17 protein-coding genes are annotated in these 15267 nt (G+C 54.6%); 14 read left to right on the top strand and 3 right to left on the bottom strand.

Annotated features, from left to right (window positions below; all coding sequences use genetic code 11):
• Positions 1-8 precede the first annotated feature (8 nt).
• Positions 9-1235, bottom strand: coding sequence for an NADH:flavin oxidoreductase/NADH oxidase family protein (locus tag AC2CGP_RS00675; protein ID WP_020078983.1), 1227 nt, complete (start codon positions 1233-1235; stop codon positions 9-11).
• 80 nt (positions 1236-1315) lie between these two features.
• On the opposite strand from AC2CGP_RS00675, the gene AC2CGP_RS00670 reads away from it, so the two are divergent.
• Entirely contained in the window at positions 1316-1744 is a 429-nt protein-coding gene (locus tag AC2CGP_RS00670) for a MerR family transcriptional regulator (RefSeq protein WP_015366842.1), read from the top strand.
• Here the strand turns inward: AC2CGP_RS00670 and metQ are convergent, their stop codons facing one another.
• Positions 1745-2560 carry a methionine ABC transporter substrate-binding lipoprotein MetQ gene (gene metQ / locus AC2CGP_RS00665; protein WP_020078984.1) on the bottom strand — a complete coding sequence of 272 codons (816 nt, stop codon included), beginning with the start codon at positions 2558-2560 and terminating at the stop codon, positions 1745-1747.
• A 345-nt stretch (positions 2561-2905) separates the two neighbouring features.
• Between metQ and AC2CGP_RS00660 the strand changes: the two genes are divergently transcribed.
• Together AC2CGP_RS00660 and add are read left to right on the top strand one after the other, a co-directional pair.
• The gene (locus tag AC2CGP_RS00660; RefSeq protein WP_020078985.1) at positions 2906-3301 is read left to right on the top strand and encodes a DUF1398 domain-containing protein; all 396 of its coding nucleotides are present in this window, start codon (positions 2906-2908) and stop codon (positions 3299-3301) included.
• A 235-nt stretch (positions 3302-3536) separates the two neighbouring features.
• A complete protein-coding gene (gene add, locus AC2CGP_RS00655; protein WP_020078986.1) occupies positions 3537-4541 on the top strand; it encodes an adenosine deaminase in 1005 nt (334 codons plus the stop codon).
• A 33-nt stretch (positions 4542-4574) separates the two neighbouring features.
• Here the strand turns inward: add and AC2CGP_RS00650 are convergent, their stop codons facing one another.
• A complete protein-coding gene (locus AC2CGP_RS00650) occupies positions 4575-5615 on the bottom strand; it encodes an oxidoreductase (RefSeq protein ID WP_020078987.1) in 1041 nt (346 codons plus the stop codon).
• A gap of 170 nt (positions 5616-5785) precedes the next feature.
• On the opposite strand from AC2CGP_RS00650, the gene blr reads away from it, so the two are divergent.
• The 11 genes from blr (at position 5786) to nth (ending at position 14827) form a co-directional block, all read left to right on the top strand.
• Complete coding sequence (gene blr, locus AC2CGP_RS00645) at positions 5786-5923, top strand: division septum protein Blr (protein WP_020078988.1); 138 nt, start codon at positions 5786-5788, stop codon at positions 5921-5923.
• Between the two features lie 110 nt (positions 5924-6033).
• The gene (locus AC2CGP_RS00640; RefSeq protein WP_020078989.1) at positions 6034-7404 is read left to right on the top strand and encodes a GH1 family beta-glucosidase; all 1371 of its coding nucleotides are present in this window, start codon (positions 6034-6036) and stop codon (positions 7402-7404) included.
• Between the two features lie 213 nt (positions 7405-7617).
• Positions 7618-7833, top strand: coding sequence for a transcription modulator YdgT (gene ydgT / locus AC2CGP_RS00635; RefSeq protein ID WP_015366849.1), 216 nt, complete (start codon positions 7618-7620; stop codon positions 7831-7833).
• 78 nt (positions 7834-7911) lie between these two features.
• Positions 7912-8352, top strand: coding sequence for a DUF2569 domain-containing protein (locus AC2CGP_RS00630; RefSeq protein WP_015366850.1), 441 nt, complete (start codon positions 7912-7914; stop codon positions 8350-8352).
• A gap of 78 nt (positions 8353-8430) precedes the next feature.
• Positions 8431-9012, top strand: a complete 582-nt coding sequence (gene rsxA / locus AC2CGP_RS00625; protein WP_015366851.1) for an electron transport complex subunit RsxA — start codon at positions 8431-8433, stop codon at positions 9010-9012.
• Positions 9012-9590 (top strand): electron transport complex subunit RsxB, encoded by a 579-nt coding sequence (gene rsxB, locus AC2CGP_RS00620; RefSeq protein WP_020078990.1) that lies wholly within the window; start codon positions 9012-9014, stop codon positions 9588-9590. The genes rsxA and rsxB overlap by 1 nt, the downstream gene beginning before the upstream one ends.
• Positions 9583-11805, top strand: a complete 2223-nt coding sequence (gene rsxC / locus AC2CGP_RS00615) for an electron transport complex subunit RsxC (protein ID WP_046884245.1) — start codon at positions 9583-9585, stop codon at positions 11803-11805. Before rsxB ends, rsxC begins: the two co-directional genes overlap by 8 nt.
• Positions 11806-12858 carry an electron transport complex subunit RsxD gene (gene rsxD / locus AC2CGP_RS00610; protein ID WP_213759224.1) on the top strand — a complete coding sequence of 351 codons (1053 nt, stop codon included), beginning with the start codon at positions 11806-11808 and terminating at the stop codon, positions 12856-12858.
• Positions 12859-12867: 9 nt separating this feature from the next.
• Positions 12868-13488 (top strand): electron transport complex subunit RsxG, encoded by a 621-nt coding sequence (gene rsxG, locus AC2CGP_RS00605; protein ID WP_032714373.1) that lies wholly within the window; start codon positions 12868-12870, stop codon positions 13486-13488.
• A 3-nt stretch (positions 13489-13491) separates the two neighbouring features.
• On the top strand, positions 13492-14190 hold the full coding sequence (locus AC2CGP_RS00600; protein WP_032707907.1) for an electron transport complex subunit E: 699 nt from the start codon (positions 13492-13494) through the stop codon (positions 14188-14190).
• 1 nt (position 14191) lies between these two features.
• Positions 14192-14827: an endonuclease III gene (nth, locus tag AC2CGP_RS00595; protein WP_015705230.1), complete on the top strand. Its 636-nt coding sequence runs from the start codon at positions 14192-14194 to the stop codon at positions 14825-14827.
• Positions 14828-15267: the final 440 nt, after the last annotated feature.

Here is a 15267-nt window from a genome sequence, read left to right as displayed (position 1 = left end):
GGCTGTCATTACTTGCCCGCCATCCAGCGCCGATAACGTTTAGCCTGCCGTTTTGCTGTCAGTTGCGCCGTCAGCAGCGCCCACAGCGGTGAGACCTGCGGCCGCACCGCGCGGTGGCGGCTTAGCCGCTGCAGCTGATATTTCACCGCCGCCATATGCGCGGTGGCGGCAATGGCCTTGTTCTTCCAGTTACCCTGACGCAGCAGTGGCGCATCGTACTCCCCCTCACGCCAGTACTGCGGCAAGCCGGGGACTATCGCCATTGCCGTAGCGATGCCCACCAACGCAATCCCGCTATTCACTACCCTCTCCGCCACTTCACGCCGCCGCACGCCGCCGGTAACCATTAAAGGAATCGTCGCGACGTCGGCAATTTGCTCGGCAAACTGCAGGAAATAGGCTTCCCGCGCCAGCGTCCGTTCATCGCGCATGGCGCCCATCATCGCCGGCGCTTCGTAGCTGCCGCCGGAAAGTTCGACCAGATCGACGCCGCTTTCCGCCAGCAGTTGCACCACCGTCTTCGCATCGTTAATCGAAAAGCCGCCGCGCTGGAAATCTGCTGAATTGAGTTTAACCACCACGGTAAAACCCGCCGCCACCGTCTCGCGAACGCCGCGCACAATATCCAGCAGTAAACGGGCGCGATTTTCAATGCTCCCGCCATACCGATCGGTGCGCTGGTTACTGAGCGGCGAGAGGAACTGGCTCAGCAAATAGCCGTGGGCGGCATGGATTTCGACGCCGTGAAATCCGGCGCGCTCCGCTAACCGGGAGGTGGTGATGAACCGTCGTGTCACGTCGGCGATATCCTTATCATTCATCGCCCGCGGCAGGCGAAAGCGTGAAGACTGCGAGCCAAGATCCAGCGCCAGCGCCGAAGGGGCCAGCGTCTCCTGCCCAAGGCCACCGGGCATCTGCCGCCCAGGATGGTTTATCTGCATCCACACCTGTGCACCCTTCGAGCGCGCCGCCTGCGACCAGGCGCGGAACTTATCCAGATGCCGTTCATCTTCCAGCACCACGCCTGCCGGGCCGGTCATCGCCCGGGCGTCCACCATCACATTACCGGTAATAATCACCCCGGCGCCGCCCTGCGCCCAGGCCTGATAAAGGGTGAGTAATTCCGTTGACGGCGCATGATCGGCATCGGCCATATTTTCTTCCATCGCCGCTTTAACGATGCGGTTGTTAATGACGACGCCAGAGGCCAGTCGCAGAGGGGTAAAGAGGGTCATGTCAGGGCTCCAGTCAGTGAACTGGACAAACCATAACCTTAAAGTTAAGTTTAAGGTCAAGCAGCTTATGAGGAATAAAAATGAACATCGGAACTCTGGCAAAACGCAGCGGCCTGGCGCCTTCGCGGATCCGTTATTACGAGCGCGCGGGGATCCTCAAAACCGTGCAGCGTAAAGCCAATGGCTATCGCAGCTATCCGGAAGAAACGCTGGTGGTGCTGGGGCTAATTACCACCGCTCAGGCAGCGGGTTTCAGCCTCGAAGAGATATCATCCCTATTGCCGTCAGACCTCAATCACTGGGATCGACAAACGCTACTCACCACCCTGCAACAAAAAGTGGCGGATATCGAAAAGCTGGAACAGAAACTCGCGCACAGTAAAGCGCAACTGGTCAACGTTATCCATGAGATACAACAGAAGCCGGATGACATTGACTGCGCCGCGAATGCGCGGCGCGTATTAACTGAGGTGCTGGATGTACAGCACCAGACGGGGAAGGAAGAATAACTACCAGCCTTTCACCGCATCGCCTTTATACAATTCGGCGGCGGCGTTGGCGACTTCGTCGGTCTGGTATGCTTTCACCAAATTCTTCACTTTTTCGCTGTCTTTATTATCTTCGCGGCTGGCGAAAATATTGACGTACGGCGAATTTTTATCCTCAATGAACAGACCATTGCGCGTCGGCGACAGGCCAATCTGGCTGGAGAACGTGGTATTTATAATAGCCATGGTCACTTGTTTATCATCCAGTGCACGGGTCAGCTGCGGTGCTTCAATCTCGACGATTTTCAGCTTCTTCGGGTTATTCACGATATCCAGCACGGTTGGCAGCAGGCCAACCCCCTCTTTCAGAGTGATCAGCCCCTGCTGCTCCAGCAATAACAGAGAACGCCCAAGGTTGGTTGGGTCATTAGGCACCGCTACCTGGGCGCCGTCCGGAAGCTGTGAAATGGCGGTGATTTTCTTTGAATAAGCGGCAATCGGATAGACAAAAGTAGTACCAACATCCACCAGCTTATAGCCGCGCTCCTGGATCTGTTTATCAAGATAGGGTTTATGCTGGAAAGCATTGATATCGAGATCGCCATTATTCAGCGCCTCATTGGGCAGAACGAAATCATTAAAAGTCACCACTTCAACATCAAGGTTATATTTCTGTTTAGCGACTTTTTGCACCACCGCCCAGACTTGCTGATCGATACCCGCGCTAATCCCCACCTTAATATGATTAGGATCCTGATCTTTTGGCCCACAGCCCGCTAGCAGCAACGCGCTAACGAGGGCCAATGAATGAGTTAAACCTTTAAGTGAAAAAGCCATTTTCCCGGCGTCCTTTTAATATAGCCTGCTAACGATGGCAGGAATGTCAGTCCGGGACACTATATAAAAGCATCTTTCTAAGATTAAATACTGATTCACTATGACTAATAGCGAAACGCTATTGATAAGTCGCCACGCTGCTTATACTCACCCGCCAGTGGAACTGCTGATTTCTTGCGCTAAAGCAATACTTTGTAACACTTGAAACACTGTTCCAATACCATTACACACATTAAAATTAAGATTATATTATTAGCATTATAATAAATAGATAAGTGAACGTTTCGTATACATCAGCTGTATAGGAAGCCGTTTCGCACGCACACACAACCCACAAGGAAAACCATGGAGCTTCTGGATTTGCTCAGAACCATTTTTGAGCGAGTACGCACTGATGCGGATTTTATTTCATTTACTGAAGTACTTCTGGAGAACAATGTCTCTTATTACATCTATTTTGTCGCTACAGGGAATGTAAATTTTGTTATGTCATCAGATACTTTCGTTTCCCTGAAAAGCAACAGAAAGTTGTTGCGGGTTAATTCCCAGTCCTGCAGAGCGCTCACCCGAGATGCCGCCCGGCGCCACTTTAGCGGTATTACCACTTTTGATAACTATTGCGCCGAACTGGCAAATGCCGGGGTATTCAAGTGGGTGGTTGATCTCAATGAAAAAACGCGACACTACTGGTCAAAAGACAATACGTTATTGCATATGGAAAATATGATTCTGCCCGTTTGATTGCAGAAATTATTACACGCGGTTCAAGATATTCAGGCGGCCCGCCGTTGGTTTTGTTTCGGGCTGCTCATCGCCTGCAATTGCGCAACAAAATGAAAAATTGGCTCTTTTATTGCGCAAGTACAAACTTTTCACTGGTCAACTCTCTGTATCCACAGGATTTTTTCCGTACTTTTAAACGGTTACGCTGCTGATGTATAATATCGTGCACTTCAACTAAAAAATGAGTGCGACCATGATTGATTCAACTTTGCCTTTAACAGACATTCACCGCCATCTTGACGGCAACATCCGTGCCCAAACCATTCTCGATCTTGGCCGCCAGTTCAATATTACTCTCCCGGCAGACACCCTTGAAACGCTGCGTCCGCATGTGCAGGTCACCAGCCATGAACCCGATCTGGTCAGCTTCCTGGCGAAACTCGATTGGGGCGTGAAGGTGCTGGCTTCTCTGGAAGCCTGCCGCCGTGTTGCCTGGGAAAACGTTGAAGACGCCGCGCGCAACGGCCTGCACTACGTTGAGCTGCGTTTTTCTCCGCGTTATATGGCGATGACCCATCAATTACCGGTCGCTGGCGTCGTCGAAGCGGTGATTGCCGGGGTACGCGAGGGCTGCCGTGATTTCGGCGTCGAAGCGCGTCTGATTGGCATCATGAGCCGCACCTTCGGCGAGGCGGCCTGTGAAGAGGAACTCGACGCCCTGCTGGCCCATCGCGATGGGATCACCGCGCTGGATCTGGCTGGCGACGAGCTGGGATTCCCCGGCGCGCTGTTTATGGATCATTTCCGTCGCGCGCGTGACGCGGGTTGGCGTATCACCGTCCACGCTGGTGAAGCCGCCGGGCCGGAAAGTATCTGGCAGGCCATTCGTGAACTGGGCGCCGAACGCATCGGTCACGGGGTGAAAGCCGTGCAGGATCCGAAGTTAATGGACTTCCTCGCCGCTGAACGTATTGGCATTGAATCCTGCCTGACGTCAAACATCCAGACCAGCACCGTCGCTTCACTGGCGCAGCACCCGCTGAAGACTTTCCTCGATCACGGCGTTTTGGCGTGCATTAACACCGATGATCCGGCGGTACAGGGGGTGGATATTATTCACGAGTACAATGTCGCCGCGCCGGCGGCGGGCCTCAGCCGTGAGCAGATCCGTCAGGCGCAAATTAACGGTCTGGAACTGGCGTTCCTCAGCCGTCAGGAAAAAGAGGCGCTGATCCAACGCGTTCTAAAGGCTAATTAAGCCAAAGCTCCGCCGCGCAGGCGGAGCATGCTGTTAAATCAGGCACAGCGCCGTCCGGTGCCGTGCCGATTCAATCCCCAGTTCAATCAGCTCCATAATCTGAATCGCCTGGCTTGCGGGTACCGGGTTTTCTCCGCTGCCGTTGAGCGCATCGCGAATCGCCGCATAATAAGCGGGATAGTTCCCGGGCAGCGTCAGCCAGGTTTCCTCGACGCGCTCTTGGCCTTCAACGCGGGTCAATATGCCGTCGCGCATATCGTAGCCCCAATCCTCCTGCGGCAGTCGCTCGCCGCTTTTCAAACGCTCTTCCTGCGGATCGAGACCATATTTTACATAGCTTCCTCGTGAACCATGGACGATATAACGCGCCGTTTCCGCCGCCGCCAGCAGCGTACTGTGCAAAATCACTCTCCGTTGCGGATAAACTAACACCGCGTGGAAATAATCCGTCGCCTGCGCACCGGGGCGCTGCTGCGCCAGATCGACGGCAATACTTACCGGTAGGCCAAACAGGTTGACCGCCTGATCCAGCAGATGGGGGCCTAAGTCATACCAGATACCGCTGCCAGGGCCGCCCTGCTCACGCCAGCGGTCACGAACCTGCGGGCGAAAACGATCGAAATGTGATTCAAAATAACTGACCTCCCCCAAATCCCCTGCGGCAATCAAGGCCTTCAGCGTGAGAAAATCGCTATCCCAACGGCGATTATGGAACACCGATAACAGCCGCCCGCGGCTTCTGGCGATAGCATCCAACTCACGCGCCTGTGACAGTGTCACGGTAAAAGGTTTGTCAACAATGACATGTTTGCCCGCCTCCAGCGCCGCTCGCGCCAGCGGGAAATGAGTATCGTTGGGAGTTGGAATAACAATCAGATCGATATCAGGGTCCGCATTTAGCGAATTCGCTGAAGCCACCACCTGGGTCGCCGGCCAGTCCGCCAGCACTTTCTGCGCATCGCTACTGACCACGGCCGACAGGGCCATGCCCGGCGTACCGGAAATCAATGGCGCGTGAAATGTCTTGCTTGCATAACCATAACCTATCAGCCCTACCCGTATAGCATCACTCATGACCTCATCCTCGTGCGCAACCATGACTTCAACTATAAACCGCAATCTTTCGATTATCCGTGCACGCTGTTCATCTTTGCGCCAGTTGCGCAATGCGTGGGCAGTAATACTTGCGTTGTTTCCGCGGTTTAGTAACATTTCAATCCATTTTAACTTTCCGCTTTAGAATTATGACGACTGTTTTTACCCGCATTGTAGAACTTATTGGCTGGGTTGTTTTTGGCGTTTCGGCTGTGCTGTTGGTGGTTGCGCATCAAATCGATGATTATCAGTCCCCGCCTCCGGCCAACACCGTACAGGCGAAATAACGGCAAAGAGTGATACTCGCCGCAAATCTGCAACCGGTTTCAGAAACCGGTTGCAGATTTGTCGCGCCATTCAATACACTCTCTTTATCACTTGATAAGGAGTTTTTTTGATGGCCGCATTTCCGCAAGATTTTCTCTGGGGGGCCGCAACGGCCGCCTACCAGGTTGAAGGCGGGCACGATGCCGATGGCAAAGGCCCTTCTATTTGGGATATCTACTCGCACCAGCCGGGAACCACCTTTCAGGGCACCAATGGCGATATCGCCGTCGATCACTATCACCGCTTTCGTGAAGATGTCGCCCTGATGGCTGAAATGGGGCTACAAAGCTACCGCTTTTCTATCTCCTGGCCTCGGTTATTGCCTCGTGGCCGTGGTGAAGTCAATGAACCAGGCGTGAAGTTTTACAGCGATCTGATCGACGAACTGCTGGCGCACAATATTGAACCGATGATCACCCTTTATCACTGGGATTTGCCCCAGGCATTGCAGGACGAAGGGGGTTGGGAGGCTCGGAGCACAGCGGAAGCCTTCGCCGAATACGCGCGACTGTGCTATCAGCGCTTCGGTTCCAGGGTCAAGCTGTGGGCAACCTTTAACGAAACCATTGTATTTATTGGCCACGGTTATATTAATGGCTGCCACCCGCCGGCGGTACGCGACCCGGCTCGCGCCATCCAGGCTTGTCACCATGTCTTTATCGCCCACGCGCTGGCCGTTAAGACCTTCCGTGACATGAACATTAACGGCCAGATTGGTTTCGTTAACGTACTGCAGCCCCATACGCCGTTGACGCAAAGCGCCGAGGACATTGAGGCCACCGCGTTGGCCGATGCTATCCATACCCACTGGCTATACGATCCGGTACTCAAAGGCGCCTATCCAGACGCTTTACTTCAACAGGCTCAGGCGCTGTGGAACGTACCACGCTTCGCACCGGGCGACGACGCGCTGCTCAGGGAAAACCGCTGCGATTTTATCGGCCTGAATTATTATCGTCGGGAGACGGTCTCCGCCACGCCGCAGGATGGTCCAGGCGTTGGCGAGTCCGGCGTGGATGGATTATTTTATTTTGTCCGCAATCCGCAAAGTACTTATACCGAATGGGGTTGGGAAATTTGGCCGCAGGGATTAACCGACGGCATCATGATGATAAAAGAGCGTTACGGCGATATCCCAATCTATATCACCGAAAATGGTTTGGGGGCGAAAGATCCGATTATTGACGGTGAAATAGTCGACGATCCGCGAATTGACTATCTGAGTAGCCACATTAATGCGCTGGAAAAGGCAATAGCATTAGGTGCGGATGTCCGCGGTTTTTACCCATGGTCCTTTATTGACCTGCTAAGCTGGCTCAACGGCTATCAGAAGCAGTATGGCTTTGTCTACGTCGATCACCAGCAGAACCGCGCTCGCAAACGAAAAAAGAGTTATTTCTGGTATCAAAACGTTATTGCCAGCCGAGGCGAACAGCGTTAATCTTCCCTCCCAGGCGCCGTCCGGCGCCTGATCTGGTTGTAGAATATTCTTAAATTTCTTTTTACGATGCCAGGATCCTAATCAGTTCTTGTTTTTAGTATTGGCAACCGAAATAATTCCGCCGGCCCATCAAGAAGGCGCTGTTAGTTGAAACACGGTTTACAGAAAATTGGTAATATTCGACTTAATTCCGATTATTAAATGGATACACAAATGACCGTACAGGATTATTTATTAAAATTCCGCAAAATTAGTTCGCTGGAAAGCCTGGAAAAACTTTTTGATCATCTTAACTATTCTCTCTCTGACACCAATGAAATCGTCAACATGTATCGCGCCGCCGATCACCGCCGCGCCGAGTTAGTCTCTGGCGGAAAACTGTTCGATGTAGGCCAGGTGCCGAAGTCGGTGTGGCGTTACGTGCAATAAAGACTGTTATCATTCACGCCAGTTGCTTATACTTCCCGCCCTGAAATTAACTAACTGGCGTTGAATCCGGGGGTTAGGATGTCCTCTCAATCTGCAGAACGTATCGGCGGATGGCTACTGGCGCCGCTGGCGTGGTTACTGCTCGCGTTGCTCAGCACCTCCCTATCATTAATACTGTACGCGAATGCGCTGATGGCGCCTCAGACCTGGGCATTGCTGAAAGCCATGAGCTTTGGCCATCTGGCGCTCTGGCTGGCTTCGCTGCTGTTCGCCGTCGCGATGTGGTATTATACCCTGTGGCTGACGATAGCGTTTTTCAAACGCCGCGCGGTGGTACCCAAACACTACATTATCTGGCTGCTTATTTCTCTGCTGCTGGCGATTAAGGCGTTCGCTTTTTCGCCGATTTCGGATCTTCTGGCCATGCGCCAGCTGCTGTTTCCGTTGCTCGCTGCGGCACTGTTTGCGCCCTATTTTCGACGCTCTGCGCGGGTTAAGCGGACCTTCGTCAATCCGTAATAACCACACAGTTCACCTGTTGTCGCCGGTATCGATTTATTCGATAATAGGCGGCTTTTTTTCGTTTCAGGTCCAATAATGGCTGATTATTTACTGCTCTTTGTCGGTACTGTCCTTGTTAATAACTTCGTGCTGGTGAAGTTTCTTGGATTGTGCCCGTTTATGGGGGTTTCCAAAAAGCTGGAAACCGCTATGGGGATGGGACTGGCCACCACCTTTGTGATGACGCTGGCCTCAATTTGCGCCTGGTTGATTGATACCTGGATCCTTATCCCGCTGAACCTTGTTTATCTGCGCACCCTGGCCTTTATCCTGGTCATCGCGGTGGTGGTGCAATTTACCGAGATGGTGGTACGTAAAACCAGTCCGGCGCTGTATCGCCTGCTGGGGATCTTCCTGCCGTTAATCACCACCAACTGCGCGGTGCTGGGCGTGGCATTGCTGAATATTAACCTCGGGCATAATTTCCTGCAGTCCGCGCTGTACGGTTTCGCCGCCGCCGTTGGTTTCTCGCTGGTAATGGTGTTATTCGCCGCGATTCGCGAACGTCTGGTGGTTGCCGATGTTCCCGCGCCGTTTCGCGGTAACGCGATTGCGTTGGTGACCGCTGGATTAATGTCGCTGGCATTTATGGGCTTTAGTGGTTTGGTGAAGTTGTAATGAGCGCTGTCTGGATAGCCGTGATCGCCATCAGCCTGCTCGGGCTGATTTTCGGCTTAATACTGGGGTACGCGTCGCGCCGTTTTGCGGTGGAAGACGACCCGGTGGTAGAAAAAATTGATGAGTTGCTGCCGCAAAGTCAATGCGGCCAGTGCGGCTTTCCTGGCTGCCGTCCCTACGCGGAAGCCGTGGGCACTCAGGGTGAAAAAATCAACCGCTGCGCCCCCGGCGGTGAAGCGGTCATGTTAAAAATCGCCGCATTATTGAACGTCGACCCGCAGCCTATTGACGGCGATGAGCAGCAGCAAGAGCCGGTTCGCATGTTGGCGGTGATTGATGAAGCCAACTGCATTGGCTGCACCAAATGTATTCAGGCCTGTCCGGTTGATGCCATCGTTGGCGCGACCCGCGCCATGCATACGGTGATGAGCGACCTGTGCACCGGCTGTAATCTCTGCGTTGCCCCCTGCCCGACTCAGTGTATTGACCTGCGTCCAGTCGCTCAGACCACCGAAACCTGGAAATGGGACCTGCAGGCCATCCCGGTACGCAATATTCCTGTGGAACAACATGTTTAAGTTATTTTCCGCTTTCCGAAAAGACAAGATCTGGGACTTCAACGGCGGTATTCATCCGCCGGAAATGAAAACTCAGTCCAACAGCACGCCGCTGCGTCAGGTTCCTCTGCCGCAGCGTTTTGTCATTCCGCTGAAGCAGCATATCGGTGCTGAAGGCGAACTGTGCGTAAAACCGGGTGACAAAGTTTTGCGCGGTCAGCCGTTAACCCGCGGCTTTGGCAGGATGCTGCCGGTTCATGCCCCGACTTCCGGAACGGTGACGGCTATTGCCCCCCATTCCACCGCCCACCCTTCCGCGCTGGCGGAACTCAGCGTTATTATCGACGCCGATGGCGAAGACTGCTGGATCGAGCGCGACGGCTGGAGCGACTACCACAACAAGTCGCGTGAAGAGCTGATCGAGCGTATTCACCAGTTTGGCGTCGCCGGACTCGGCGGCGCCGGCTTCCCCACGGGAACAAAACTGCGCGGCGGCGGCGATAAAATCGATACCCTGATTATCAATGCTGCAGAATGCGAACCCTATATCACCGCAGACGATCGCCTGATGCAGGATTGCGCGGCGCAGGTTGTTGAAGGGATCCGCATCCTTGCGCATATTCTGCAACCCAAACAGGTGCTGATTGGTATCGAAGATAACAAACCGCAGGCCATTTCCATGCTGCGCGCGGTGTTATCCGACGCCCACGGCATAGCGCTGCGGGTGATTCCAACCAAATATCCCTCCGGCGGCGCGAAGCAACTTACGCAAATTCTCACCGGTAAGCAGGTGCCGCATGGCGGCCGCTCCTCCGATATTGGCGTCCTGATGCAGAACGTTGGCACCGCTTATGCTGTTAAACGCGCGGTGATCGACGGCGAGCCGTTAACCGAGCGCGTCGTCACGTTGACTGGCGAAGCGATTAGCCGGCCGGGCAACGTTTGGGCGCGCCTGGGGACGCCGGTGCGCCATCTTCTGAGCGATGCCGGTTTCTGCGCCAGCGCCGAGCCGATGGTCATCATGGGCGGCCCGTTGATGGGCTTCACTCTGCCCTGGCTCGACGTTCCGGTCGTGAAAATCACTAACTGTCTGCTGGCTCCGTCGGTAACTGAGATGGGCGAAACACAGGAAGAGCAAGGCTGTATCCGCTGTAGCGCCTGCGCTGATGCCTGCCCGGCAGATCTCCTCCCCCAGCAGCTGTATTGGTTCAGTAAAGGCCAGCAGCACGACAAAGCCACTACCCATAACTTAGCCGACTGCATCGAATGCGGCGCCTGCGCCTGGGTCTGTCCGAGTAATATTCCGCTGGTGCAATATTTCCGCCAGGAAAAAGCGGAAATTGCCGCCATCCGTCAGGAAGAACAGCGCGCCGCCGAGGCGAAAGCTCGGTTTGAAGCGCGACAGGCGCGTCTTGAACGTGAAAAAGCCGCGCGCCAGGAGCGGCACAAAAAAGCAGCCGTACAACCGGCGGCGAAAGATCAGGATGCCATTAACGCCGCATTGGCCCGCGTGCGTGAAAAGCAGCGTGATGCGGCGCAGCCGATTGTTATTCAATCCGGCAGCAAACCAGATAACAGCGAAGCGATTGCCGCCCGCGAAGCGCGTAAAGCCGAGGCCCGGGCGCGCAAAGCTGAACAGCAAGCCGCTGTTGAATCGACAACCGAGGCGACCGATCCGCGTAAAGCCGCCGTTGAGGCCGCTATCGCCCGTGCCAAAGCGCGCAAAGCCGCGCAGCAGGTTGAAAACGCCGCTCCCTCTGCCGAAAGTGAAACTAACGCTGAAGCTGCGCCCACGGTCGATCCGCGCAAAGCCGCCGTTGAAGCCGCTATCGCTCGCGCCAAAGCGCGCAAAGCCGCGCACCAGGGTGAAAACGCCGCTCCCTCTGCCGAAAGTGAAACCACGGCTGAAGCTGCGCCAGCGGTCGATCCGCGTAAAGCCGCCGTTGAGGCCGCTATCGCCCGTGCCAAAGCGCGTAAAGCCGCGCAGCAGGTTGAAAACGCCGCTCCCTCTGCCGAAAGTGAAACCACGGTTGAGACAGCGCCCGCGGTCGATCCGCGTAAAGCCGCCGTTGAGGCCGCTATCGCCCGCGCCAAGGCGCGTAAAGCCGCCCAACAAGCAGAACAACAAACCGCGCCGGACGCCGCCAATGACGACCCGCGTAAAGCGGCCGTCGCGGCAGCTATCGCTCGCGTTCAGGCACGTAAAGCAACACAGCAGGCAGTTAACGAGGAATAAATGGTTTTCAGAATCGCAAGCTCCCCTTATACCCACAACCAGCGCCAGACCTCGCGAATTATGCTCCTGGTGCTGCTGGCGGCGATCCCTGGTATTGTCGTCCAGAGCTGGTTTTTCGGCTGGGGTACCCTGTTGCAGATTATCCTCGCGGCCTTCACCGCATGGGGAACCGAAGCGGCTATTCTCAAGTTGCGCAAACAGAATATCGCGGCAACCCTTGCGGATAACTCTGCCCTGCTGACCGGGCTGTTGTTGGCCGTCAGTATCCCGCCGCTGGCGCCGTGGTGGATGGTGGTGTTGGGCACCGCCTTTGCGGTGGTGATTGCCAAGCAACTGTACGGCGGATTAGGACATAACCCCTTTAACCCGGCAATGATCGGCTATGTCGTTCTGCTAATCTCTTTCCCGGTGCAGATGACCTCCTGGTTACCGCCGCACGAAATTGCCGCTCAGATTCCTGGCTTTATGGATGCGCTGCAGGTCATTTTCAGCGGCCATACCGCTAGCGGCGGCGATATGAACAGCCTGCGCATGGGAATCGACGGTATCAGCCAGGCCACGCCGCTGGATACATTTAAGACTTCGCTTCATGCCGGGTACAGCGCAAAAGAGATCCTGCAGTATCCAATTTACGGCGGCCAACTGGCTGGCCTTGGCTGGCAATGGGTTAACCTCGCCTGGCTGGCTGGCGGTCTGTTCCTGCTTTGGCAAAAAACCATTCGCTGGCATATCCCGGTGAGCTTCCTGCTAAGCCTTGCCGTCTGCGCCACTCTCGGGTGGATTTTCTCGCCGGAAAGCCTGGCATCGCCGCAAATGCATCTGCTTTCCGGCGCCACCATGCTCGGGGCGTTCTTTATCCTTACCGATCCGGTGACGGCATCCACCACCAACCGCGGACGCCTGATTTTCGGCGCGCTGGCAGGTTTACTGGTGTGGCTGATCCGCAGCTTCGGCGGTTATCCGGACGGCGTCGCCTTTGCCGTGCTGCTGGCGAATATAACCGTCCCATTGATTGACTACTACACGCGTCCGCGCGTGTATGGCCACCGTTAAGGAGTCGTCATGTTAAAAAGCATGCGTAAACACGGCATCACGCTGGCGCTCTTTGCCGCTGGCTCTACCGGACTAACGGCCGCCATCAATGAGTTAACCAAAAACACCATCGAGCAGCAGGCCGCGCTGCAGCAAAAGGCCCTGTTCGATCAGGTCCTGCCAGCGGAGAGTTATAATAACGACCTGCTGCAAAGCTGTTATCTGGTGACCGCGCCGCAGTTAGGCAAAGGTCAGCATAAAGTATGGATTGCAAAGAATAACAATGCGCCGGTCGGCGCGGTGATGGAAGCCACGGCACCAGATGGTTATTCCGGGGCGATTCAGCTGCTGGTAGCAGCCGACTTTAAAGGCACCGTTCTCGGTTCACGTGTCACCGAGCATCATGAGACACCCGGGCTCGGTGATAAGATCGAACTGCGTATTTCTGACTGGATTACCCACTTCAGCGGCAAGGTTATCCATGGTCAAAATGATAGCCACTGGGCGGTGAAAAAAGACGGTGGCGATTTCGACCAATTCACCGGCGCGACCATTACCCCACGCGCGGTGGTAAATGCCGTTAAACGCGCGGGTCTGTATGCGCAAACGCTGCCCGCGCAGATCCCTGAATTCACCGCCTGCGGAGACTAAGCCATGAGCGAAGTAAAAGACGTCATTGTTCAAGGGTTGTGGAAGAATAACTCGGCGCTGGTTCAGCTGTTGGGTATGTGTCCCCTGCTTGCGGTTACCTCAACGGCTACCAATGCCCTGGGCCTCGGCCTGGCGACCACGCTGGTACTGACGCTAACCAACCTCACCATCTCCAGCCTGCGCCGCTGGACGCCGGCGGAGATCCGTATTCCGATCTACGTGATGATCATCGCCTCGGTAGTCAGCGTGGTACAAATGCTTATCAATGCCTACGCTTTCGGCCTGTATCAATCGCTGGGTATCTTCATTCCGCTTATCGTCACCAACTGTATCGTGGTGGGGCGCGCCGAAGCCTTCGCCGCCAAAAAAGGGCCGGCGCTGTCGGCGCTCGATGGTTTTTCCATTGGTATGGGCGCGACCTGCGCCATGTTTGTGCTGGGGTCGCTGCGCGAAATAATCGGCAATGGCACACTGTTTGATGGCGCCGATAGCTTATTAGGCAGTTGGGCAAAAGTCCTGCGCATCGAAGTTTTCCATACCGATACGCCGTTCCTGCTGGCGATGCTACCGCCGGGCGCTTTCATTGGCCTCGGTATGATGCTGGCGATAAAATACCTCATTGATGAGCGTACTAAGCAGCGTAAGGCGAAAGCGGCGCAGGCCGTCTCCGTCGCCCCAACTGATGTGACAGGGAAAGCGTAAGATGAATAAAGCCAAACGCCTGGAGATCCTGACCAGGCTGCGGGACAACGACCCGCACCCAACGACCGAACTCAATTTCACCTCACCGTTCGAGCTACTTATAGCGGTGCTGCTGTCGGCGCAGGCCACCGATGTGAGCGTCAACAAAGCGACGGCGAAGCTCTATCCGGTCGCCAATACGCCGGCGGCGATGCTGGAGCTTGGCGTTGACGGCGTGAAGTCCTATATCAAGACCATTGGTCTGTTTAACAGTAAAGCCGAAAACGTCATCAAAACCTGCCGCATCTTACTGGAGAAACATAACGGTGAGGTGCCAGAGGACCGGGCGGCGCTGGAAGCGCTACCAGGAGTCGGACGTAAAACCGCTAATGTCGTGCTGAATACCGCCTTTGGCTGGCCGACTATCGCCGTCGACACCCATATCTTCCGCGTTTGCAATCGGACACAATTTGCTCCCGGCAAGAACGTTGAACAAGTCGAAGAAAAGTTGTTAAAGGTGGTGCCGGCGGAGTTTAAAGTTGACTGCCACCACTGGCTTATTCTTCACGGCCGTTACACTTGCATCGCGCGAAAACCGCGCTGTGGTTCCTGCCTGATTGAAGATTTGTGCGAGTATAAAGAGAAGGTAGAGTCCTGATTTCTGCATATCTTGTGAATATGACCGCTCCCCCCCCGTAGTCGCCTTTTTCATCGTCGCCAGCCTGGAGCCATAACCTAACCTGTGGTTATGGCTCTATGTTTTACCAGCCACACCGATAATCACTCCATAGTTTTGCCATTTAGATGGATAATTATGCGGTTATATAACGAACGATCAGCGCATTCGTTTTTTACCGTCGAAAATTTTCTATGTATTTGTGATCAAGATCATCCATGCAACTCATCGTTAAATAACTGTTGCGAAAATGATGCAAAAAGCCAGCAATTTCAATATCAGAGCCTTAGACAACAGGACAATAGCCTGCTTATTTTTCGGAATATAGGTCATCCCACTACCTTCAAGGTCAAAAAGCAGAATATATCGCCTTTATCCCCTCAGTAGCCGCCCGCCACAGATTAAAATATCAGGTTTAACGA

The organism is Klebsiella sp. SYXHC3 (genome assembly GCF_057196925.1).
This window is presented reverse-complemented; position numbering and strand designations above follow the sequence as displayed.

Excerpts from the sequence above, each read along its gene's own strand:
- AC2CGP_RS00675 (WP_020078983.1), bottom strand. The coding sequence starts at position 1,235 with ATGACCCTCTTTACCCCTCTGCGACTGGCCTCTGGCGTCGTCATTAAC.
- AC2CGP_RS00670 (WP_015366842.1), top strand. The coding sequence starts at position 1,316 with ATGAACATCGGAACTCTGGCAAAACGCAGCGGCCTGGCGCCTTCGCGG.
- metQ (WP_020078984.1), bottom strand. The coding sequence starts at position 2,560 with ATGGCTTTTTCACTTAAAGGTTTAACTCATTCATTGGCCCTCGTTAGC.
- AC2CGP_RS00660 (WP_020078985.1), top strand. The coding sequence starts at position 2,906 with ATGGAGCTTCTGGATTTGCTCAGAACCATTTTTGAGCGAGTACGCACT.
- add (WP_020078986.1), top strand. The coding sequence starts at position 3,537 with ATGATTGATTCAACTTTGCCTTTAACAGACATTCACCGCCATCTTGAC.
- AC2CGP_RS00650 (WP_020078987.1), bottom strand. The coding sequence starts at position 5,615 with ATGAGTGATGCTATACGGGTAGGGCTGATAGGTTATGGTTATGCAAGC.
- blr (WP_020078988.1), top strand. The coding sequence starts at position 5,786 with ATGACGACTGTTTTTACCCGCATTGTAGAACTTATTGGCTGGGTTGTT.
- AC2CGP_RS00640 (WP_020078989.1), top strand. The coding sequence starts at position 6,034 with ATGGCCGCATTTCCGCAAGATTTTCTCTGGGGGGCCGCAACGGCCGCC.
- ydgT (WP_015366849.1), top strand. The coding sequence starts at position 7,618 with ATGACCGTACAGGATTATTTATTAAAATTCCGCAAAATTAGTTCGCTG.
- AC2CGP_RS00630 (WP_015366850.1), top strand. The coding sequence starts at position 7,912 with ATGTCCTCTCAATCTGCAGAACGTATCGGCGGATGGCTACTGGCGCCG.
- rsxA (WP_015366851.1), top strand. The coding sequence starts at position 8,431 with ATGGCTGATTATTTACTGCTCTTTGTCGGTACTGTCCTTGTTAATAAC.
- rsxB (WP_020078990.1), top strand. The coding sequence starts at position 9,012 with ATGAGCGCTGTCTGGATAGCCGTGATCGCCATCAGCCTGCTCGGGCTG.
- rsxC (WP_046884245.1), top strand. The coding sequence starts at position 9,583 with ATGTTTAAGTTATTTTCCGCTTTCCGAAAAGACAAGATCTGGGACTTC.
- rsxD (WP_213759224.1), top strand. The coding sequence starts at position 11,806 with ATGGTTTTCAGAATCGCAAGCTCCCCTTATACCCACAACCAGCGCCAG.
- rsxG (WP_032714373.1), top strand. The coding sequence starts at position 12,868 with ATGTTAAAAAGCATGCGTAAACACGGCATCACGCTGGCGCTCTTTGCC.
- AC2CGP_RS00600 (WP_032707907.1), top strand. The coding sequence starts at position 13,492 with ATGAGCGAAGTAAAAGACGTCATTGTTCAAGGGTTGTGGAAGAATAAC.
- nth (WP_015705230.1), top strand. The coding sequence starts at position 14,192 with ATGAATAAAGCCAAACGCCTGGAGATCCTGACCAGGCTGCGGGACAAC.